Consider the following 19829-nt stretch of genomic DNA (forward strand, 5'->3'; position numbering starts at 1 on the left):
CCCCATCAACCCGGGACGCTTTCATCCCGTAGGAGGAACCATGGCGCACGCCATCTCCAGCCCCGGCTCGTTCGCAGCCGACGGCTCCGTCTCCCCGTCCGACCTCGCCATCCCGGTGCGCGAGCTGGCCCCGTGGCTCGTCCTCGGCGCCCTCTTCGCGATGTCCGTGCTGGTGCTGATCAGCTCGGTGCAGGGCGCGATCACCATCCCCGAGGGCACCGCGATCCACGAGTGGGTCCACGACGGTCGCCACCTGCTCGGCTTCCCCTGCCACTGATCACCCACTGATCCCGTGACCACCCGCACCTTCCTGGTGCACGGTCTCCTCGCCGGCCTGCTCGCCGGTGTCGTCGCGTTCGTCGTGGCGTACACCGTCGGGGAGCCGCAGGTCGACCGTGCCATCGCGCTCGAGGAGGCGGCCAGCGCCCCCGCCTCCTCGACCGACGGACACAGCCACGAGCACAGCCACGACACGTCCGGCGCCAGCGCCGGTCACTCCCACGGCGACGAGGCCGAGGTCTCCCGCTCCACCCAGTCCACCTGGGGCCTGGCCACCGGCACCCTCGCCATCGGCGTCGTCCTCGGCGGCTTCTCCGGCCTGGTCGCCGCGCTCGGCCTCGGCCGGCTCGGCAGGCTGCGCCCGGCCGGCAGCACTGCGCTCGTCGTGCTTCTCGGCGCGGTCGCGTTCAGCCTGGTGCCGTTCCTGAAGTACCCCGCCACCCCGCCGGCCGTGGGCTCGGGCGAGACCATCGACAGCCGCACCGCGCTCTACTTCGGGTTCGTCGCGGTCTCGGTGCTCGCCATCGTTGCGGCCGTCGAGGTCGCCCGCATCGCGGCCCGTCGCTCGAGCGGCGTGCCTGGCGTGCTGGCCGGTGCGGCGGCGTACGTCGTCGTGGTGGCCGTCGCGGCGCTCGCCTTCCCGAAGGTCGACGAGCTGGGCGCGTTCCCGGCCAGCGTCCTGTGGGACTTCCGGGTGTCGTCGCTGCTCACGCTGCTGACGATGTGGGCAGTGATCGGGGCGGCGCTGACCGCGCTGGTCGACCGCACCTGGCGCCGCCACGACGCCCGCGAGGCGCAGCGCGCGTTCGCGGCGGCCCTCTGAGGCTCGTGCGACCAGGGGTGAGCCGGGCAGCCGGACTGCTGCTCGGCCACCTCGCGGACCGGGTGCTGGGCGACCCACGCCGCGGGCACCCGGTGGCGCTGTTCGGCAGCGCCGCCGCCGCGCTCGAGACCCGGACGTACGCCGACGCGCGAGCGCGCGGCGTCGTCCACCTGGCCCTCCTGGCCGGGGCTGCCGCGGGGGGCGGCCTCGGCCTGGAGCGGGCGTCACGACGACGCCCGCTCGCCCACACCCTCGTCACCGCCGCCGCCACCTGGACCGTCCTCGGCGGCACCTCGCTCGGCCGCGAGGCGCGGACCGTGCACGACCTGCTCGCCGCCGGCGATCTCCCCGGCGCCCGGCAGCGACTGACCCACCTGGTCGGCCGTGACACCTCGGCGCTCGACGAGTCGGAGGTCAGCCGCGCGGTCGTCGAGTCGGTCGCGGAGAACACCTCCGACGCGGTCGTCGCGCCGCTCGTCTGGGGTGCCGTCCTCGGCGTCCCCGGCCTGCTCGCCTACCGCGCGACCAACACCCTCGACGCGATGGTCGGTCACCGCGGCGCGCGTTACGGCCGCTTCGGCTGGGCCTCCGCCCGCGCCGATGACGTGCTCAACCTCCCCGGCGCCCGGCTCAGCGGCCTGCTCGCCGCAGCCCTCGCCCCGCTCGTCGGCGGCCGACCGTCAGCCGCCCTCCGGGCGTGGGCCCGCGACGCCCGGCGCCACCCCAGCCCCAACGCCGGGGTGGTCGAGGCCTCCTTCGCCGGCGCGCTCGGCGTACGGATCGGCGGCCGCAACCACTACGCCCACGGCGTCGAGGACCGGGTCGTCCTCGGCGACGGCCCCGCGCCGACCCGCCGCGACATCGACCGAGCCGTCCGGCTGGCTGACGCCGTCGGCCTGGGCGCGGTCGCCGTTGCCGCGGCGCTCGCGGCCCGCCGGTAGACGCGCGGACAGAAGTCGGCCCGGAGCCCGGACCGCAGGCTCACCGGCGGCCCGGGCGCACGGGTTGTGTCAGCGCGTCTCCGGGCGCAGCAGCCGCGCCATCGCACCGATCATCACCACGGCGGCGAGCAGGTGCAGCGCCTCCAGCGCGACGACCGTGCCGGCCCCGCGCCCCCACAGGACCGGCGGGACCAGGGAGAGCGCGGTCAGCACGAAGGCCACCCGCACGAAGTGCTCGGCCGGGCGGGCGCTCCACCACCGGAGCGCCACCGCGAGGAGCACCCCGACCGACGAGGCCACGAACGTGACCGTGCCGATCCCGGCGACCGGCACCTCCCCGCCGTCGACCTCGAAGTCCACGCCGCCCAGGTGCAGCAGGGCGGCCGCGGCCGTGGTCACGACCGCCGTGCCGACCGCGGCGAGGAGCCCGGCGCCGGCCAGCCGTCCGAGGCGTGCGCCGGAGCGGGTCCCGACCACCGCGCTCATCGCTCGTCCCCGTCCAGCCGCGCGGGCAGCCCGAGCCGCGCGAACTGCTCGGCCCCGAAGATCGTCACCTCGGTGACCGCCCCGCCGCTGACGCGGAGCACGTCGATGGTCAGCGGCAGGTGCGCCTGCTCGGCCTCCTCCCACTGGTAGGCCGCCAGCGCCGGCTGCCGGTTGACCGAGGTCGGGATCACCCGCAGCCCCGTCATCGTCGCGAAGCCGTGGCCCGTCCAGTCCGCGACCACCCGGTCGCGCCCGACGAGCAGGCCCTCCCAGGGCGGCATCGAGTACCGCACGTCCTCCCGGAGCAGCGACGCGACCTCGGCGATGTCGGCCCGCACGCTCGCGTCGGCGAAGCGTCGTACGAGCTCGCGCGCGCCGTCGTCGGCCGTGCTGGTCCACTCCTGGCGCTCGGCCGGGAGGTGCTCGCGCATCCCGGCCCGGGCGCGCTGGAGCGCGCTGTTGACCGAGGCCACCGAGTCGCCGAGCAGGTCGGCGACCTCTCTGGCCGGCCAGCCGAGCACGTCGCGCAGGAGCAGCGCGGCGCGCGCCCGGGGCGCGAGGTGCTGCACCGCGACGACGTAGGCCAGCTCGATGGTCTCGCGGGCGAGCACCCTGTTCTCCGGCTCGTCGGCCGGGGCCCCGGGCAGCTCGTCGAGCAGGCTGTCAGGGTAGGGCTGCAGCCACGACACCTCGCCGCCGGCCGCGGGCGCGGGGCGCCGCCGGGCGAGCAGGTCGAGGCAGGCGTTGGTCGCGATCCGGTAGAGCCAGGCGCGGAACGTCGAGCGCCCGGCGTAGGTGTCGCGGCTGCGCCAGGCGCGCAGGAAGGTCTCCTGCACGGCGTCCTCGGCGTCCTCGAAGGAGCCGAGCATCCGGTAGCAGTGCACGTGGAGCTCGCGCCGGTGCGGCTCGGCGAGCGCACTGAAGTCCGCCTCGCTCGCTGCCGTCACGTCGACCTCCGCGGGTGTCGTCGTCATGGTGGTCCCTCTCGTCCGGTTGCCGTCACTGGTGTGACCGCGACCGGACCGGGAACTCATCGCACGGGCTGCGTCAGATCTGCTCGAAGGGGTTCGGCAGCGCGCCCGGCAGCCCGGCGAGCAGCTCGCGGGCCCGGGCGGCGTGCTTGTTCTCGACCAGCACCTCGTAGCGCGTCGCGACGACCTGGGTGACGGAGGAGAAGTCGCGCTGGCCGCGGGAGAGGCCGTAGCCGATGAGCGCCCAGACCAGGCCGAAGGTCGCGCCAATGAACGCGGTGCTCAGCAGCACCGCGAGCGCGCCCTCGTTGGTGAAGAGCACGAACACCAGGCCGATGAAGACGCCGAGCCACAGGCCCGAGGCGATGCCGCCGATCGCGACCTTCGACCACGTCAGCCGGCCGGTGATGCGCTCGATCCGCTTGAGGTCGGTGCCGACGATCATCAGCTGGTCGACGGGGAACTCGGCGTCGGAGAGGAAGTCGACGCTCTTCTGCGCCTTGGCGTAGTCGTCGTAGACGGCCAGCGACTGCGGGAACTGGAGCTTCAGCGGCTGGACGGGGTTGATGCCACGGGTCGACATGCCTTCACGATACGACCCACTCCAGCGCCTCGGCGGCCGTCGCGACGGAGGCCACGCCGCTGAGCGCCCCGGGACGGCGTACGACGACCACCGGCAGGCCGCGCTGCCCGGCCGCCTCCATCTTGGGCCAGGTGTGGCTGCCGCCCGAGTCCTTGGTGACGAGCACGTCGGCGGCGTGCCCGGCGAGCAGGTCGAGCTCGCCGGCGAGGTCGTAGGGGCCGCGGTCGAGCAGCACCGTCCACGGCTCCGGCACGTCGACCTCCGGCGGGTCGACCACCCGGGCGAGCACCCGGTGGCCGGCGAGCGGACCGGTGAAGTGGGCCAGCGGCTGGCGGCCGACGGTGAGGAAGGGCCGGCTCCCGAGCCGGGCGGTCAGGGCCGCCGCCTCGTCGTGGTCGTCGACCCAGTGCCAGCCGTCGGCCCCGGGCGACTCGCCCCAGCCGGGCCGGGCCAGCCGCAGGAGCGGGACGTCGGCCGCGGCACAGGCGGCGACGGCGTTGACCGAGATGCCCTCGGCGAAGGGGTGCGTGGCGTCGACGACGGCCGTGACGCCGTGCGCCAGGAGCCAGTCGCGCAGTCCGTCGACGCCACCGAACCCGCCGACCCGGACCTCGCCGACCGGCAGCCGGGGCCGCGCGACCCGCCCCGCCAGTGACGACACGACCTCGACCCCGGCGCCGTCGAGCAGGAGCGCGAGCTCGCGCGCCTCGCCGGTGCCGCCGAGCACCAGGACCGTCATCGCGACGCCCCCGGCTCGAGCGCGGGCATCCCGGCCGGGGCGCCGGAGGTGGCGAGGTCGAGCAGCGCGTCGAGGTCGAGGTGCTCCTCGGCGAGGTCGCCGAGCAGGTCGAGGCGCCGCTCGCGCATCGCGGCGAAGCTGACGTCGCCGGGCTCGTACGCCGTCCCTGCCGCCGCCGCGACCTCAGCGAGCAGGGCGCGCCGGAGCTCGTCGCCCTCGAGGCTTCCGTGCCACATCGTCCCGAGGACCGCGCCCGCGCGGGCGCCGCCGAGGAACTCCTCGCCGGAGTGACGGGTGGTCCGGCCGTGGTGGATCTCGTAGCCGGTGGCGGGCGCGCCGAGCGCGGAGCCGGTCGGCAGCCGCAGGACCTTGTCGGCGCCGAACGTGGTGGTGACGTCGAGCAGCCCGAGGCCGGGCTCATCCGCCCCGGCCGTGCCCTCGACCCCGTCGGGGTCGGTGATCCGGGTGCCGAGCATCTGGAAGCCGCCGCAGATGCCGAGCACCGGCTGCCCGGCGGCGGCGTGGTCGAGGACCGCGCGGTCCATCCCCCGCGCGCGCAGCCACGCGAGGTCGGACAGCGTCGCGCGGGTGCCGGGGAGCACGACGAGGTCGGCGCCGGCGAGGCCGCGGACGTCGGAGGCGAAGGTGACGTCGACGCCGGGCTCTATGCCGAGCGCGTCGACGTCGGTGAAGTTGGAGATCCGCGGCAGCCTGACCACCGCGACCCGCAGCCGGGCGTCGTCGTCGCGGGCCCGGCGACCGGTCAGGTCGAGGGCGTCCTCGGAGTCGAGCCAGAGGTCGGGGTGCCACGGGAGCACGCCGTGCACGCGCCGTCCGGTGAGCGCCTCGAGCTCGTCGAGGCCGGGGCGCAGCAGGTCGAGGTCGCCGCGGAACTTGTTGACCACGAAGCCCGCGACGAGCGCTTGGTCGGCCGCCGACAGCAGGGCCACCGTGCCGAAGAACGACGCGAACACCCCGCCCCGGTCGATGTCGCCGACCACGACCGTCGGGATCCGCCCGTGCTGGGCCAGGCCCATGTTGACGTAGTCGCCCTCACGCAGGTTGATCTCCGCCGGGCTCCCGGCGCCCTCGACCACCACCAGCTCGTGGCGCGATGCGAGGTCGTCGAAGGCGGCGTACGCCGCGTCGCGCAGGTGGGTGCGCCCGCCCACGAAGTCCCGCGAGTCGATCGACCCGCCCGGCTGCCCCATCACCACGACGTGGCTGCGGCGGTCGCCGCCGGGCTTGAGCAGCACCGGGTTCATCGCAGCCTCGGGCTCGGCCCGCGCGGCGACGGCCTGGATCCACTGCGCGCGGCCGATCTCGGCGCCGCGGCCGTCGGCGGTCGCGCACACCATCGAGTTGTTCGACATGTTCTGCGCCTTGAAGGGCGCCACCCGCAGCCCCCGGCGCGCGTAGGCCCGGCACAGGGCGGTGGTGACGATGGTCTTGCCGGCGTCGGACGTGGTCCCGGCCACCAGCAGCGCGCTCACCCACGACAGCCTAGGGACGAGCACGCTCCCACCCGCACGGGGGGAGCCTTGCTCGAATCCGGTGGGAACCTTGATCACCAGCCCCGCGCCGCGCCTCGGGGACGGGAGGAAGGTGGACGCATGCTGAAGCTGCTGGGGGACAACCGCATCGTCGGAGCCGTGTTCGTGCTCCTCATCGTGCTCAACACGATGGCCATCCAGTACGGCTGGTACCGCTGACCCGCACCCCGACGCCGCCGCAGGGCGTCGCGTGACAGCATCGCCGGGTGCCTGCTCCTGAGCTGACCTCCGACTGCTCGCGCTGCTTCGGCCTGTGCTGCGTGCTGATGCCGTTCGCGGCCGTCTCGGGGTTCGGCGTCGACAAGCCGAGCGGCACGCCCTGCCTCAACCTCGCCGTCGACGACTCCTGCTCGATCCACGCCACGCTGCGTGAGGACGGGTGGCCGGGGTGCACGGCCTTCGAGTGCCTCGGGGCCGGCCAGCAGGTCTCGCAGGTGACCTACGGCGGGGTCTCGTGGCGCGAGCAGGACAACCTCGGTGAGATGGCCGCGACGCTGTCGGTGATGCGCCAGCTGCACGAGGTCCTCGTGCACCTCGACGAGGTCGCCCGCCGCTCCCCCGATCCGGAGGCCGCACGTGTGGCGACCGAGGTCGCCGAGCTCACCGGGGCCACGCCGGTCGAGCTGCTCACCCACGACCTCGACCAGCTCCACGCGCAGGTCGGGGCGCTCCTCGGCGCGGCCAGCGCACGACTGCGCGCGGACGTCGACGGCGCGCAGGACCGCTCGCGCGCCGACCTCGCGGGCCACGACCTGCGCGGCGACCGGCGGGGATGGTCCTTCCGCGGCGCGCTGCTCATCGCCGCCGACCTCCGCGACGCCGACCTGCGGCTGGCCGACCTGCTGGGCGCCGACCTGCGCGACGCCGACCTGCGCGGGGCCGACCTGTCCACCGCACTGTTCCTCACCCAGCCGCAGCTCAACGCCGCCCGCGGCGACGCCGCCACGCGCCTCCCCGACCACCTCGTACGCCCCCGTCACTGGCGCGGGTGAGCCGTCGACGCGTCGGTCACCCCTGCAGGCGGGTCGTCCGGATGCCTCGGAATAACGCCCTCGGCGTGTCGCGCTGTGCCCTGCATGACCGTTCCCAGCATCCAGCTCCATGACGGCACGTCCATCCCGCAGCTCGGTTTCGGCGTGTTCCAGATCGACCCCGCCGACACCGTCGAGGCGGTGACCACGGCCCTCGAGGTCGGCTACCGCCACATCGACACCGCCGAGATGTACGGCAACGAGAAGGAGGTCGGCGAGGCGCTGCGCGCCTCCTCGATCCCGCGCGAGGAGGTCTACGTGACCTCCAAGCTCAACAACGGCTTCCACAAGCCGGAGGACGCCGAGCGCGCCTTCGACAAGACCTTGTCCGACCTCGGCCTGGACAAGATCGACCTCTTCCTCATCCACTGGCCGCTGCCCACCCGCTACGACGGAGACTTCGTCTCCACCTGGCGCACCATGGCCTCCTTCGTCGAGGACGGCCGCGCGGCGTCGGTCGGCGTCTCGAACTTCCAGCCCGCCCACCTCCAGCGGATCATCGACGAGACCGGCGTGGTGCCGGTGATCAACCAGATCGAGGTGCACCCCTACTTCACCAACGAGGAGGCGCGTGCGGCCAACCAGGCGCACGGCATCGCCACCGAGGCGTGGTCGCCGATCGCGCAGGGCGGCGTCCTCGACGACGCGGTGATCTCCGAGATCGCCGAGGCCAAGGGCAAGTCCACGGCGCAGGTCACCCTGCGCTGGCACATCGAGCGCGGCGACATCGTCTTCCCCAAGTCGGTGACCCGCAGCCGCGTCGAGGACAACTTCGACCTCTTCGACTTCTCGCTGACCGACGACGAGGTCGCCCGCATCTCCGGGCTCGACAAGGGCGAGGAGGGCCGCACCGGCCCGAACCCCGACACGTTCGACTACATCCCCGACTGACCGACGCGTCACCCGTCAGCCGGCACGGACCCACGGAGGGCCCGGTCCCCGCGAGGGGCCGGGCCCTCCGGCCGTCCTGGCCCACCCCGTGACGCCTCCCGCGAGCGCGCGCTGCCCGTTGTGACACGCCCCGCGACGCCACCCGGGGGCCTCCGCCAGCCGTTGCGGCACGCCTCGTGCCACTTGAGTGCGGATACGCACGCGCACCGGCCGCCGGGTGCCCCAGACTCCGTCGCATGGACACCAGCACCTGGCAGCGCCCCGGTCTCCGCGCCGCGCTCCTGTACGCCGTCGCCGCCGGCCTGCTCGGCACGATCGTCTCGGCCGTCAGCCGCCTCGAGCTCACCCGCCGCTCGGTGCGCGACCGCGACCTGCCTGACGGCCCGCTCATCGTCGTGGCCAACCACACGAGCTTCGCCGACGGCATCCTGCTCGCGCTCGTCGGCCGGCGCCTCGGCCGTTCCCTGCGGCTGATGGCCACCGGCGGCGTCTTCCGCTCCGGCCTCGTCGGCCCGGTCGTGCGCCGCCTCGGCTTCATCCCCGTGCAGCGCGGCACCAGCGCCGCCGCCGGCTCGCTCGACGCCGCCGCGACCGCGCTCGCGGCCGGGGAGGCGGTCGGGCTGTTCCCCGAGGGCCGGATCACCCGCGACCCTCAGCGCTGGCCCGAGCGCTCGAAGACGGGTGCCGTGCGCCTGGCCCTGCGCACCGGCGCCCCGGTCGTCCCGGTCGCGCTCGTCGGCGCGGAGCGCGTGGTCGACCGCACCGGCATCGCCGCGCGGCTGCTGCGCAACACCGTCCTGCGCCCCCGCGTCACCGTCGCGGTGGGCGAGCCCATCGACGTACGCCGCCTCGCCGGGCTGGACGCCGACGGGCCGGCTGACGGGTCGGTCGACGAGGCGACCGTGCGTCGGGTCGCCGATGAGGTGATGGCGCGCCTGGTGGCGCAGGTCGCCGAGCTGCGCGGCGAGCCGGCGCCGCACCCGACCGGCGTGCCGGAGGAGCTGCTCAGCGCCTGAGCCGGCTCAGGTCAGGAGTACCGGTGGCTCTTCGCCGCGTGGCCCTTCTCGCGGGTGCAGGTGCGCCCGCTGATGTTGCGGTGGCCGCACAGCTCCTCGGACGCCTCCACGTCGGGCGTCGTCGCCGCGGGGGTCGCGGTCCTCGCCGTTGCAGACGTCGACCGCGCGGGCGCCGACCTCTCGGCCGGCGGCGCCACCGGGGCCACCCGCCGCGCGGGCGCCGCACCGGCGCGCTTCTGGGCCTCGGCGTAGCGGGCCTCGCGCATCGCGCGCAGGGCGTTCTCCTTGCTCATCGCTCACTCACACCCCGACCCTAGGCGCCGGCACCGACACCGGTCCTCGCCGGGTGGCGCCGTCGACCGCCCGAGCGGTCTCAGGACCCGGCGAACCAGCCGGCCAGCTGGGCCAGCGACGCGTCGAGACCCTGCTGGTGGGCGTCGACGTCGATCCCGGCCGGAACGTCGGTGGCGTCGACCGCGACCCGGGTGCGTTCGCCGTCGAGGGCGGTGAAGGTCCAGGTCATCGTCATGCGTCCGGCCTGGTCGGGGTCGTCGGAGTCGAACTCGACGCCCCACACGACGCGTTCGTCGGGCACGAGCTCGTCGATGACGACGTGGGTGACGTCGCTGTCGGACGTGGTCTTGCCGCCACCCTCCGGCGGGACGTCGTAGGTGAGGGTCATCGTGAAGCCGCCGCCCGCGCGGAGGTCGGCGTCGGCCAGCTCACCGGTCATCCCCGACGGCGGCAGCCACGCCGCCAACGCGTCGGGGTCGACGAACGCGGCGAAGACGTCGGCCGGTGAGGCGGCGACGTCCGCGGTGGCGCGGTCGATGCGCGGCATCAGCGGGGCCGCCGCCACACGACCATCGACTGCCCGACGGCCTGGTGGAGCACCGGGAGCTTGTTGACGACCTGGCCGGGCGCGGACCGGGCGGCCAGCACCCGGCGCAGCGCGTCGACCTCGGCGACGAGCTCGTCGTTGCGCGCCCGCAGCGCGTCGACCTGGTGCTCGAGCGCCATGATCCGGCGCACGCCCTCGATGCCGATGCCGGAGCTGGTGAGGTCGGCGATCTCGCGCAGCCGCTCGAGGTCGCGGTGGGAGTAACGACGACCGCCGCCGCCGGTGCGGCCCGGCGCGATGAGCCCCATCCGCTCGTACGCGCGCAGCGTCTGCGGGTGCAGGCCGGTGAGCTCGGCGGCCACGCTGATCACGTAGACGGCGGCGTCGGGGTTGGGCTCGCGGGCGAACGGAGGGGTGCTCATCGCGCTCACGCCTCGAAGAGCCCGCTGCGCAGGGGCTTGCCGGCCATGGCAGCACGATAGGACTCGACGGCCTCGCGCGCCGTGGCGTCGAGGTGGGCGGGCACCTGCACCTCGACGGTGGCGAGCAGGTCGCCCTTGCTGCCGTCGCGCTTGGTGGCACCCTTGCCGCGCACCCGGAAGGTGCGCCCGTTGGGCGTGCCGGGGGGCAGCTTGAGGGTGACCGGGGCGCCGCCGAGCGTCGGGATCTTCACCTCGCCGCCGAGGGCCGCCTCGTCGAAGGAGATCGGCACGTCGAGGGTGAGGTTGTCGCCGGAGCGACCGAAGACGCGGTGGGGGGTGACCTTGACGGTGACGAACAGGTCGCCCGCGGGTCCGCCGTTCTCACCGGCGCCGCCCTTGCCCTTCAGCCGGATCCGGGCGCCGTCCTTGACCCCCGCCGGGATCCGCGCCTGGATCGTGCGCGCAGAGGTGCCGCGGCCGCTGCCGTGGCAGGTGGGGCACGCCTCGTCGTAGACCAGCTGGCGGCCGGCGCAGCGCGGGCACGTCTCGTTGATCGCGAACGCGCCACCGCTACCGGAGACCACGAAGCCGGCGCCCTCGCACTGCGGGCAGATGTGCGGCTTCGTGCCGGGCTTGCCGCCCGTGCCCTGGCAGGTCGGGCAGGGCGCGTCGGAGGTCAGCCGCAGCGACACCGTGACGCCGTCGAGGGCCTCGGTGAACCCGATGGTCGCCGTGCTCTCGACGTCGGCGCCCCGGCGTGCCCGCGACTGCGTGCGGGTGCGCCCGCCGCCGCCGAAGAGGTCGCCGAACATGTCGCCGAAGCCTCCGCCGCCGGCACCGCCGCCGGCCCGCTCGCGGAGCAGGTCGTCGAGGTTGAAGCCTCCCCCGCCGAACCCGCCGCCGGAGCCACCGCCCATGCCGGGGTTGAACCCGCCCCGGGCCTGGAGCGAGCGGAACTCGTCGTACTTCCCACGCTTGCCCTCGTCACCGAGGACGTCGTAGGCCTCGGCGACGGCCTTGAACTTCTCGTGCTTGGCCGAGTCGCCGGGGTTGGAGTCGGGGTGGTTCTCCCGGGCCAGCTTGCGGTAGGCCTTCTTGATGTCGGCCGCGCTCGCGCCCTTCTGCACGCCGAGGACCTGGTAGAAGTCCTTGGTCGCCCAGTCGTTGCGGAAGCCGTTGTCGTCGGCCACGGGGGAACCTCCTCTCCGTCGGTGTTGTCGTGGTGCGGGTCAGGCGTCGGCCGGGTCGACCACCAGCACCTGGGCGGCGCGCACGACGCGATCCCCCATGCGGTAGCCGCCCTTGGCGACGTGCTTGACCGTGGTGACCTGCACCTCGGCGTCGGTGCCGAGGTGGCTCAGCGCCTCGTGGAGCGTGGGGTCGAAGGCATCGCCCGGCTCGCCGAAGCGGACCAGGCCGGACGTCGCGACCACCCGCTCGAGCTGGTCGGCGACGGTCTTGAGACCGCCCTCGAGCTCGCCGTGCTCCTTGGCCCGGTCGATGGTGTCGAGCACCTCGATGACGGGCGTGAGCGCCTTGTAGGCGGCGGTCTCGGCCACCAGCTGGCGGTCGCGGTCGACCCGCTTGCGATAGTTGGCGTACTCGGCCTGGAGGCGCTGCAGGTCGTCGGTCAGGCCGGCGACCTTGCCGCGCAGGGCGAACAGCTCGTCCTGCTCCTCGGCCGTGCCGGGGTCGGAGCCGGCGACGGCGTCGCCCTCCACCTGCGTCTCGACCTCGGTCTCGTCGGACATCTCGCCGGCCGCGTCACCGAAGCCCTCCGGAGAGGGAGCCGCTGCCGGCTCCCCCTCCGTCGGGTCGTGCTGCTCGGTGCCCGCGACGGACTCGTCGGGGCGCTCGGTCACTTGGACCCACCCTCCGAGCCGGTCTCGTCGGTCTCGTCGACGATCTCGGCGTCGACGACGTCGTCGTCGGCCTCGCCCGTGGCGCCGGTGGCACCACCCGCGGCGGCCTGGTCGGCCTCGGCGGCGGCGTACATCGCGGCGCCCATCTTCTGGCTGGACTCGTTGAGCTTGGTGACGCCGGCCGTGATGTCCTCGGAGGTGGCGTCCTCCTTGGCCAGCGTCTCCTTGAGCGCGTCGACGTCGGCCTGGACCTCGGACTTCACGTCGTCGGGCAGCTTGTCGCCGTTGTCGGTGAGGAACTTCTCGGTCGTGTAGACGAGCTGGTCACCCTGGTTGCGGGCCTCGACGGCCTGGCGACGCTTGGCGTCCTCCTCGGCGTACTGCTCGGCCTCCTTGACCATGCGGTCGATCTCGTCCTTGCCGAGCGCCGACCCACCAGAGATGGTCATCGACTGCTCGCGGCCGGACGCCTGGTCCTTGGCGGAGACGTGGACGATGCCGTTGGCGTCGATGTCGAAGGTGACCTCGATCTTCGGCACGCCGCGCGGGGCCGGCGGGAGGCCGGTCAGCTCGAAGTTGCCGAGCGGCTGGTTCTGGCTCCACATCTGGCGCTCGCCCTGGGCGACCTTGATCTCCACCGACGGCTGGTTGTCGTCGGCGGTGGTGAAGATCTCCGAGCGCTTGGTCGGGATGGTGGTGTTGCGCTCGATCAGCGTGGTCATCACGCCGCCCTTGGTCTCGATGCCCAGCGACAGCGGGGTGACGTCGAGGAGCAGCACGTCCTTGACCTCGCCCTTGAGGACACCGGCCTGCAGCGCCGCGCCCACCGCGACGACCTCGTCGGGGTTGACGCCCTTGTTGGGCTCCTTGCCGCCGAGCAGCTCCTTGACCAGCTCGGTCACGGCCGGCATGCGGGTCGAGCCGCCGACGAGGACCACGTGGTCGATGTTGGAGACCGCGACGCCGCCGTCCTTGAGCACCGACTGGAACGGCGCCTTGGTGCGGTCGAGCAGGTCGGCCGTCAGCTTCTGGAACTCGCTACGGGTGAGCTTCTCCTCGAAGTGGAGCGGGCCGCCCTCGCCGTGGGTGATGTAGGGCAGGTGGATCGTGGTCTCGGAGCTCGAGGACAGCTCGATCTTCGCCTTCTCCGCGGCCTCCTGGAGGCGCTGCTTGGCGATCTTGTCGGCACCGAGGTCGACGCCGTTGTTGTCCTTGAACTTCTTGACCATCCACTCGACGACGCGGTTGTCCCAGTCGTCGCCACCGAGGTTGTTGTCACCCGAGGTCGCCTTGACCTCGACGACGCCCTCGCCGATCTCGAGCAGGGACACGTCGAAGGTGCCGCCACCGAGGTCGAAGACGAGGATGGTCTGGTCCTCGCCCTTGTCGAGGCCGTAGGCCAGAGCGGCCGCGGTGGGCTCGTTGACGATGCGGCTCACGTTGAGGCCCGCGATCTCGCCGGCCTCCTTGGTGGCCTGGCGCTGCGCGTCGGAGAAGTACGCCGGCACGGTGATGACCGCGTCGGTGACCGTCTCGCCGAGGTAGGCCTCGGCGTCGCGCTTGAGCTTCTGCAGCACGAAGGCGCTGATCTGCTGCGGGGTGAAGGACTTGTCGTCGATGTCGACCTTCCACGACTCACCCATGTGGCGCTTGACCGACCGGATGGTGCGGTCGACGTTGGTGACCGCCTGACGCTTGGCGACCTCGCCGACGAGGACCTCGCCGGACTTGGTGAAGGCGACCACGGACGGGGTCGTCCGCGCGCCCTCGGCGTTCGCGATGACGGTGGGCTCGCCACCCTCCAGGACGGCGACGACGGAGTTCGTCGTGCCGAGGTCGATGCCGACCGCACGTGCCATGTGTGTCTACCTCCTGCTGCGCCCCGGTGGTTCCGGGGTCGATGTCTGGGGAACGGGCCCTGCGGACCCGCCGATGAGACCCATCCTGACGAGTGTCGCTCGGACTGGCAAAACAGTTGAGTCGACCGGACTCAACTCTCATCACCCGGTACAACGCAGGGCGCGGCCGGATGTTCCCGATCGGCGCGATGATTTTTGCCCGCTGTCGTGCCGACCCTGGCGGGATACGACGTGCCGGACCCGACCCTGGCGGCGTACGACATCCGCAGCAGCCTGAACCATGTCGGATGCCGCCATCCTCACCAGCGGACCGCCACCCTGGCGGCGTACGACATCCGCAGCAGCCGCAACCACGTCGGATGCCGCCACCCTCACCCAGGGACCGCCGACCCTAGCGGCGTACGACATCCCAAGCGGCCCCGACCATGTCGTATCCCGCCACCCTCGCCCGACGACGGGGCGCGCAGCGGGGCAGGGGGTCAGCGGGTCCAGACGTACGGCGTGGTGGTGGTGACCGCGACGAGGCCGGAGCGCTCGAGGATCGGGCGCGACATGTCGGTGCTGTCGGAGTGGATCAGGTGGATGCCGCGGGCGACGGCTGAGCGGGCACGGGCGGCGAGGAGGGCGCGGTAGATGCCGCGGCCGCGGTAGTCCGGGAGCGTCGCGCCGCCCCAGATGCCGGCGAAGTCGGTGCCCTCGACGGGCGTGAGGCGGCCGCCGCACACCACCCGGCCGTCGGCCTCGGCGATCCAGAACTCCGACGTGCCGGCCTCGAGCTCGGCCAGCGACGAGGCGACGGAGGGGCCGCGGCCGGTGCCGAAGACCGACTCCTGCGCCTCCAGCATCCGGGTGACGTCGGCCTCGGCGTCCGGGCCGGGGTCGATGCGGCGCACCACGACCCCGGGGTCCAGCGGCACGTCGAGCGCGAGCAGCGCGGCCTCGCCGACCATCACGGTCTCGCGCGGCTCCGGCACCAGGCCGTGCGCCTCGAGCCGCTGACCGAGGTCGGCAGGCAGGTCGTGGCCGCGCGTCTTCCACTCGAACGACTCGACGGCCGTCTCGTCGCGGTAGTGCGCGACGGTCTCCTCGACCAGCGTGTCGAGGGCCGCGCCCTCGGCGCCGCCCAGGTCGCGGTAGGTCACGAAGCCGCCGTGGTGGAAGACCGCCCACAGCAGGGGCCCGTGCTCGACGAGGGCGTCGGCGTTGCCGACCTCGCCCTCGCGCCGGAGCTGGTCGTCGTAGGCGGCCAGGAGGTCGATGCTCATGCCCGGCAGCGTAGGGCGGGAGGGCTCCGGACGCCTTCGGGTTTCCGGCCTGCCCGATGTCGGGGAAATCTCAGGGGTGTTCCGGTGTCGCAGAGGTGTACGGCACCGCACACTTGTCCCGTGCTCCACAGCCAGAACGTGCGCCGGGCCCTCGGCGCCTCGGCGATCGCCGTCGTCCTCGGCGCCGCCATGGCCTTCTACGTCGCCGACTCCGCCGACGCGGGCCAGACCCGGTGCCGCGACCACCGCGCCGACGCGCGCGAGCGCAGCGCGATCGTGACCGGCGAGGGCGGACGCGTCCTGGTCATCGGCGACTCGTGGTCGGTGGGCCTCGGGCAGGACGACCTCGCTCGGTCGTGGCCGAGCCGCCTCGACGGCGAGGTGCACGTCGCCGGCTTCTCCGGCTCCGGCTTCAGCGCCCGCGCCAGCGGCTGCGGCACCGTCTCGTTCGCCGACCGGGCCCCGACCGCGCTCGGCGTGCGCCCCGCGCTCGTCGTGGTCGAGGGCGGGCTCAACGACTACGACCAGCCCGCCGCGGCGATCGACGACGGCTTCCGCGACCTCATGGCCGACCTCGCCGGCGAGAGGGTCGTCGTGGTCGGCCCGGCGAGCGCCCCGTCGCGGGCCGCCGCGGTGCCGCGCGTCGACGCGCTCCTGGCCGAGCTCAGCGCCGAGTACGGCGTGCCGTACGTCCAGACCAGTGACCTCGCGCTCGACTACCTCGACGACGAGCTGCACCTCACCGAGGGCGGGCACGCCGAGTTCGGCGACGTCGTGGCCGATCGAATCGCTGCCAATTCCCCGGCGCGACCCGCGGTTCTTCCCCGCTGACCTCTCAGCGCGACAGATTTCCGTCGACTGCCCGAATAGCGGACGACCGCGCAGGGTTCCCTGCTGCGCATGCAGGTTCTCGCGATGCGAGAACCTGCAGTTCGCGGTCCATTGACGCCGATCCCCCCGATTGCGAACTTGTGCACTGGTCTGCATGACCCAATCCATCCTCGGGCCCGCCGGGCCCGAACTCTCGATTGGACACCCCAGTGAAGAATCCCCGTCTGGCCCTCCTGGCCGGTCTCGCATCGACTGCGGTCGCTGCGTCGTTCCTGGCACCGACCGCCACCCCGGCCGATGCCGCCCCCGCGGCGGGCAACCCCCGCCTCGAGGCCCAGCAGGCGGCCAGCGCCTGGGTCAAGGGCCACGGCACCGCCCTCGAGCGCTCCTCCCAGGACGCCTTCACCCGCGCCGCCACCTACACCGGCGACAACGGCATCTACTCCATGGCCTACGAGCGGACCCACGAGGGCCTGCGCGTGGTCGGTGGCGACTTCGTCGTCCTGGCCAACTCCGACGGCCAGGTCGTCGGCACCTCGGTGGCCCAGGACGCCCCGGTCGAGATCGCGAGCACCACGCCCGGCATCACCGCGGCCGCCGCCTCCGACGCCGCCACCGCCCTGGCCGACCAGGGCGCCACGGTGTCCACCCCGGAGCTGGTCATCTGGCACCGCGAGGACGGCACCAAGCTGGCCTACGAGGTCGAGGTCCGGGGCACCCACGACGGCGAGGCCTCCTGGCAGCGCGCCTGGGTCGACGCCAACACCGGCCAGGTCCTGGAGTCGCGCGAGCAGATCGCGCACGGCACCGGCACCGGCGCCTGGGAGGGCAACGTCACGATCCCGACGTCCGGCTCCGGCACGTCGTACTCGATGACCAACTCCAACGCCACCACGCTCAAGTGCCAGGACGCGGCGAACAACACCACGTTCACCGGCACCGACAACGCCTGGGGCAACGGCGTCGCGACCAACAAGGAGACCGGCTGCGTCGACGCGTTCTACGCCGCCGAGCAGGAGCGCCTCATGCTCTCCAGCTGGCTCGGTCGCAACGGCATGAACGGGTCGGGCGGCTGGGTCCCGATCCGGGTCGGCCTCAACGACGTCAACGCCTACTACGACGGCACGCAGGTCCAGATCGGCCACCGCCAGGGCACCAACGAGTGGATCGGCGCCATCGACGTCGTGGCCCACGAGTTCGGCCACGGCATCGACGACAAGACCCCCGGCGGCATCTCGAGCAACGGCACCCAGGAGTTCGTCGCGGACACCTTCGGCACGGCCACCGAGTTCTACGCAGGCAACCCCGCCGACCCGGCCGACTACACGATCGGCGAGGAGATCAACCTCGTCGGCTCCGGCCCGATCCGCGACATGTCCAACCCGGGCAACGTGGGCGACCCGTCGTGCTACTCCAGCTCGATCCCGAACGCCGAGGTCCACGCGGCTGCCGGTCCCGGCGACCACTGGTGGTACCTGCTCGCCAACGGCGGCACCTCCAAGTGCAACGGCCAGTCCGTGAGCGGCGTCGGCGTCCAGAACGCCATGAAGATCATGTACAACGCGATGCTGATGAAGACCTCGTCCGCGAGCTACCTCAAGTACCGCACCTGGACGCTGACCGCGGCGAAGAACCTCGACTCCACCTGCGCCCTGTTCAACTCCACCAAGGCCGCGTGGAACGCCGTGAACGTGCCCGCCCAGTCGGCTGACCCGACCTGCGGTGGCACCACCACCCCGCCCACCACCCCGCCCCCCACCGGCGGCAACATCCTGGGCAACCCGGGCTTCGAGTCGGGCGCGACCGTGTGGACCGGCACCTCCGGCCCGATCACCAACAACACCGGCCGCCCGGCCCGCACCGGCTCGTGGAAGCTCTGGCTCGGTGGCAACGGCACCGCCGGCACCGAGACCATCAACCAGTCGGTCTCCATCCCGGCGTCGGCCACCGCCGCGTCGCTGTCGTACTACATCCGCACCGACACCTCCGAGAGCGGCTCGACGGCGTACGACACGATGAAGGTCCAGGTCGTCGACGGCAGCACCGTGACGACGCTGAAGACCTTCAGCAACGTCGGCACCAACGCGACCTACACGCAGTACAGCAGCTCGCTGCTGGCCTACAAGGGCAAGACGGTCACGATCCGCTTCACCGCGACCGAGGACTCCTCGCTCCAGACCAGCTTCGTGGTCGACGACACCGCGCTGAACGTCTCCTGACGTCGCATCGCCTCTGACGGGGCGGGCCAGCACTGCTGGCCCGCCCCGTTCCCGTCCCTGCCCTGCCCGGACCCACCGACCCACGGGAGATCCCTCCATGCGCAACCTCCGTACGACCGCCCTGTCGGCCATCGCCGCGGGCGCCGTCGTGGCCTCGGCCCTCGCCGGCTCGACCAGCCCGGCGACCGCCGCACCGGCCCCCGACCTGAGCGTCACCAACGTCACCGCCCACCTGCAGAAGCTGCAGGACATCGCCACCGCCAACGGCGGCAACCGCGCCACCGGCCGACCCGGCTACAAGGCCTCGCTCGACTACGTGAAGGCCAAGCTCGACGCCGCCGGCTACACGACCCAGGTGCAGACGTTCTCGACGTCCTCCGGCACGTCCTACAACCTCGTCGCCGACTGGCCCGGCGGCGACAGCGAGCACGTCGTCATGACCGGCGCCCACCTGGACAGCGTCTCGGCCGGGCCCGGCATCAACGACAACGGCACCGGCTCGGCGTCGGTGCTCGAGGCCGCCCTGGCCTGGGCCTCGAGCGGCAACACCCCGCGCAACCACCTGCGGTTCGCCTGGTGGGGCGCGGAGGAGCAGGGCCTGCTCGGGTCGAACTACTACATGCGCAACCTGCCGACGGCCGACAAGGACCGCATCGACCTCTACATGAACTACGACATGGTCGGCTCGCCCAACCCGGGCTACTTCGTCTACGACGACAACGCCGCCGGCAACGGCGCCCGCGACACGATGACGGCCTACTACACCTCCAAGGGCATCCCCTGGGAGTACATCGACGTGCAGGGCCGCTCCGACCACGCGTCGTTCCGCAGCTACGGCATCCCCACCACCGGCATGTACTCCGGCGGCGAGGACATCAAGACCTCCGCGCAGGCCTCGAAGTGGGGCGGCACCGCCGGCAAGGCGTTCGACGCCTGCTACCACCGCTCCTGCGACACGATGAGCAACATCAACACCACCGCGCTCGACCGCAACCTCGACATGATCGGCTACATGGTCTGGCTCTTCGCCGACAAGGACTACGGCACCTCCGTGCCGCCGACCACCCCGCCGGCCGGCAGCAACCTCCTCGGCAACCCGGGCTTCGAGTCCGGCGCGACCGTGTGGACCGGCACCTCCGGCCCGATCACCAGCAACACCGGTCGTCCGGCCCGCACCGGCTCGTGGAAGGCGTGGCTCGGCGGCAACGGCTCCTCCA

The 19829-nt window shown here is 73.0% G+C and carries 21 protein-coding genes; 9 read left to right on the forward strand and 12 right to left on the reverse strand.

The window, feature by feature from the left end; translation table 11 throughout:
• Positions 1 to 40 precede the first annotated feature (40 nt).
• The 3 genes from ACFFJG_RS08110 to ACFFJG_RS08120 are packed head-to-tail and all read left to right on the forward strand — an operon-like array spanning position 41 to position 2043.
• On the forward strand, positions 41 to 277 hold the full coding sequence (locus ACFFJG_RS08110) for a CbtB domain-containing protein (RefSeq protein ID WP_378518093.1): 237 nt from the start codon (positions 41 to 43) through the stop codon (positions 275 to 277).
• A 15-nt stretch (positions 278 to 292) separates the two neighbouring features.
• A complete protein-coding gene (locus ACFFJG_RS08115; protein ID WP_378518094.1) occupies positions 293 to 1102 on the forward strand; it encodes a CbtA family protein in 810 nt (269 codons plus the stop codon).
• 17 nt (positions 1103 to 1119) lie between these two features.
• The gene (locus tag ACFFJG_RS08120) at positions 1120 to 2043 is read left to right on the forward strand and encodes a cobalamin biosynthesis protein (protein ID WP_378518095.1); all 924 of its coding nucleotides are present in this window, start codon (positions 1120 to 1122) and stop codon (positions 2041 to 2043) included.
• Between the two features lie 69 nt (positions 2044 to 2112).
• On the opposite strand, the gene ACFFJG_RS08125 is transcribed toward ACFFJG_RS08120, so the two are convergent.
• From ACFFJG_RS08125 to ACFFJG_RS08145, 5 genes are all read right to left on the reverse strand, one after another.
• Positions 2113 to 2529 carry a DUF6069 family protein gene (locus ACFFJG_RS08125; RefSeq protein WP_378518096.1) on the reverse strand — a complete coding sequence of 139 codons (417 nt, stop codon included), beginning with the start codon at positions 2527 to 2529 and terminating at the stop codon, positions 2113 to 2115.
• Positions 2526 to 3503 carry an RNA polymerase subunit sigma-70 gene (locus ACFFJG_RS08130; protein ID WP_378518097.1) on the reverse strand — a complete coding sequence of 326 codons (978 nt, stop codon included), beginning with the start codon at positions 3501 to 3503 and terminating at the stop codon, positions 2526 to 2528. The genes ACFFJG_RS08125 and ACFFJG_RS08130 overlap by 4 nt, the downstream gene beginning before the upstream one ends.
• A gap of 73 nt (positions 3504 to 3576) precedes the next feature.
• Positions 3577 to 4083 (reverse strand): YflT domain-containing protein, encoded by a 507-nt coding sequence (locus ACFFJG_RS08135; RefSeq protein WP_378518098.1) that lies wholly within the window; start codon positions 4081 to 4083, stop codon positions 3577 to 3579.
• A 4-nt stretch (positions 4084 to 4087) separates the two neighbouring features.
• The gene (locus ACFFJG_RS08140; protein WP_378518099.1) at positions 4088 to 4822 is read right to left on the reverse strand and encodes a cobalt-precorrin-6A reductase; all 735 of its coding nucleotides are present in this window, start codon (positions 4820 to 4822) and stop codon (positions 4088 to 4090) included.
• Positions 4819 to 6315 (reverse strand): cobyric acid synthase, encoded by a 1497-nt coding sequence (locus ACFFJG_RS08145; protein WP_378518100.1) that lies wholly within the window; start codon positions 6313 to 6315, stop codon positions 4819 to 4821. The genes ACFFJG_RS08140 and ACFFJG_RS08145 overlap by 4 nt, the downstream gene beginning before the upstream one ends.
• Before the next feature lie 266 nt (positions 6316 to 6581).
• On the opposite strand from ACFFJG_RS08145, the gene ACFFJG_RS08150 reads away from it, so the two are divergent.
• The 3 genes from ACFFJG_RS08150 (at position 6582) to ACFFJG_RS08160 (ending at position 9313) form a co-directional block, all read left to right on the forward strand.
• On the forward strand, positions 6582 to 7367 hold the full coding sequence (locus ACFFJG_RS08150) for a pentapeptide repeat-containing protein (RefSeq protein WP_378518101.1): 786 nt from the start codon (positions 6582 to 6584) through the stop codon (positions 7365 to 7367).
• Between the two features lie 84 nt (positions 7368 to 7451).
• Positions 7452 to 8297 (forward strand): aldo/keto reductase, encoded by an 846-nt coding sequence (locus ACFFJG_RS08155; RefSeq protein WP_378518102.1) that lies wholly within the window; start codon positions 7452 to 7454, stop codon positions 8295 to 8297.
• A gap of 236 nt (positions 8298 to 8533) precedes the next feature.
• Positions 8534 to 9313: a lysophospholipid acyltransferase family protein gene (locus ACFFJG_RS08160; protein ID WP_378518103.1), complete on the forward strand. Its 780-nt coding sequence runs from the start codon at positions 8534 to 8536 to the stop codon at positions 9311 to 9313.
• An 11-nt stretch (positions 9314 to 9324) separates the two neighbouring features.
• On the opposite strand, the gene ACFFJG_RS08165 is transcribed toward ACFFJG_RS08160, so the two are convergent.
• The 7 genes from ACFFJG_RS08165 to ACFFJG_RS08195 form a co-directional block, all read right to left on the reverse strand.
• Positions 9325 to 9606: a hypothetical protein gene (locus tag ACFFJG_RS08165; protein WP_378518104.1), complete on the reverse strand. Its 282-nt coding sequence runs from the start codon at positions 9604 to 9606 to the stop codon at positions 9325 to 9327.
• 80 nt (positions 9607 to 9686) lie between these two features.
• Entirely contained in the window at positions 9687 to 10154 is a 468-nt protein-coding gene (locus ACFFJG_RS08170) for an SRPBCC domain-containing protein (protein ID WP_378518105.1), read from the reverse strand.
• Entirely contained in the window at positions 10154 to 10576 is a 423-nt protein-coding gene (locus tag ACFFJG_RS08175; protein ID WP_378518106.1) for a heat shock protein transcriptional repressor HspR, read from the reverse strand. Before ACFFJG_RS08175 ends, ACFFJG_RS08170 begins: the two co-directional genes overlap by 1 nt.
• A gap of 5 nt (positions 10577 to 10581) precedes the next feature.
• Positions 10582 to 11766 carry a molecular chaperone DnaJ gene (gene dnaJ / locus ACFFJG_RS08180; RefSeq protein ID WP_378518107.1) on the reverse strand — a complete coding sequence of 395 codons (1185 nt, stop codon included), beginning with the start codon at positions 11764 to 11766 and terminating at the stop codon, positions 10582 to 10584.
• Between the two features lie 39 nt (positions 11767 to 11805).
• Complete coding sequence (grpE, locus tag ACFFJG_RS08185) at positions 11806 to 12438, reverse strand: nucleotide exchange factor GrpE (protein WP_378518108.1); 633 nt, start codon at positions 12436 to 12438, stop codon at positions 11806 to 11808.
• On the reverse strand, positions 12435 to 14297 hold the full coding sequence (gene dnaK, locus ACFFJG_RS08190) for a molecular chaperone DnaK (RefSeq protein WP_378518109.1): 1863 nt from the start codon (positions 14295 to 14297) through the stop codon (positions 12435 to 12437). The genes grpE and dnaK overlap by 4 nt, the downstream gene beginning before the upstream one ends.
• A 479-nt stretch (positions 14298 to 14776) precedes the next feature.
• Complete coding sequence (locus tag ACFFJG_RS08195) at positions 14777 to 15562, reverse strand: GNAT family N-acetyltransferase (protein WP_378518110.1); 786 nt, start codon at positions 15560 to 15562, stop codon at positions 14777 to 14779.
• A 120-nt stretch (positions 15563 to 15682) separates the two neighbouring features.
• Between ACFFJG_RS08195 and ACFFJG_RS08200 the strand changes: the two genes are divergently transcribed.
• From ACFFJG_RS08200 to ACFFJG_RS08210, 3 genes are all read left to right on the forward strand, one after another.
• Positions 15683 to 16393 (forward strand): SGNH/GDSL hydrolase family protein, encoded by a 711-nt coding sequence (locus tag ACFFJG_RS08200; protein WP_378518111.1) that lies wholly within the window; start codon positions 15683 to 15685, stop codon positions 16391 to 16393.
• A gap of 209 nt (positions 16394 to 16602) precedes the next feature.
• Complete coding sequence (locus ACFFJG_RS08205; protein WP_378518112.1) at positions 16603 to 18612, forward strand: M4 family metallopeptidase; 2010 nt, start codon at positions 16603 to 16605, stop codon at positions 18610 to 18612.
• Between the two features lie 97 nt (positions 18613 to 18709).
• Positions 18710 to 19829: M28 family metallopeptidase (locus ACFFJG_RS08210; RefSeq protein ID WP_378518113.1), on the forward strand; the 1120-nt coding region annotated here is incomplete at its 3' end.

The sequence above is a fragment of the Nocardioides zeicaulis genome (genome assembly GCF_042432345.1).
Classification (GTDB): Bacteria; Actinomycetota; Actinomycetes; order Propionibacteriales; family Nocardioidaceae; genus Nocardioides; species Nocardioides zeicaulis.

What these genes read in the sequence shown, in the direction of transcription:
- ACFFJG_RS08130 (WP_378518097.1), bottom strand. Translation starts at nt 3,503, where the DNA reads ATGACGACGACACCCGCGGAGGTCGACGTGACGGCAGCGAGCGAGGCG.
- ACFFJG_RS08170 (WP_378518105.1), bottom strand. Translation starts at nt 10,154, where the DNA reads ATGCCGCGCATCGACCGCGCCACCGCGGACGTCGCCGCCTCACCGGCC.
- ACFFJG_RS08165 (WP_378518104.1), bottom strand. Translation starts at nt 9,606, where the DNA reads ATGAGCAAGGAGAACGCCCTGCGCGCGATGCGCGAGGCCCGCTACGCC.
- dnaK (WP_378518109.1), bottom strand. Translation starts at nt 14,297, where the DNA reads ATGGCACGTGCGGTCGGCATCGACCTCGGCACGACGAACTCCGTCGTC.
- ACFFJG_RS08155 (WP_378518102.1), top strand. Translation starts at nt 7,452, where the DNA reads ATGACCGTTCCCAGCATCCAGCTCCATGACGGCACGTCCATCCCGCAG.
- ACFFJG_RS08160 (WP_378518103.1), top strand. Translation starts at nt 8,534, where the DNA reads ATGGACACCAGCACCTGGCAGCGCCCCGGTCTCCGCGCCGCGCTCCTG.
- ACFFJG_RS08175 (WP_378518106.1), bottom strand. Translation starts at nt 10,576, where the DNA reads ATGAGCACCCCTCCGTTCGCCCGCGAGCCCAACCCCGACGCCGCCGTC.
- ACFFJG_RS08135 (WP_378518098.1), bottom strand. Translation starts at nt 4,083, where the DNA reads ATGTCGACCCGTGGCATCAACCCCGTCCAGCCGCTGAAGCTCCAGTTC.
- ACFFJG_RS08110 (WP_378518093.1), top strand. Translation starts at nt 41, where the DNA reads ATGGCGCACGCCATCTCCAGCCCCGGCTCGTTCGCAGCCGACGGCTCC.
- ACFFJG_RS08195 (WP_378518110.1), bottom strand. Translation starts at nt 15,562, where the DNA reads ATGAGCATCGACCTCCTGGCCGCCTACGACGACCAGCTCCGGCGCGAG.
- ACFFJG_RS08140 (WP_378518099.1), bottom strand. Translation starts at nt 4,822, where the DNA reads ATGACGGTCCTGGTGCTCGGCGGCACCGGCGAGGCGCGCGAGCTCGCG.
- ACFFJG_RS08125 (WP_378518096.1), bottom strand. Translation starts at nt 2,529, where the DNA reads ATGAGCGCGGTGGTCGGGACCCGCTCCGGCGCACGCCTCGGACGGCTG.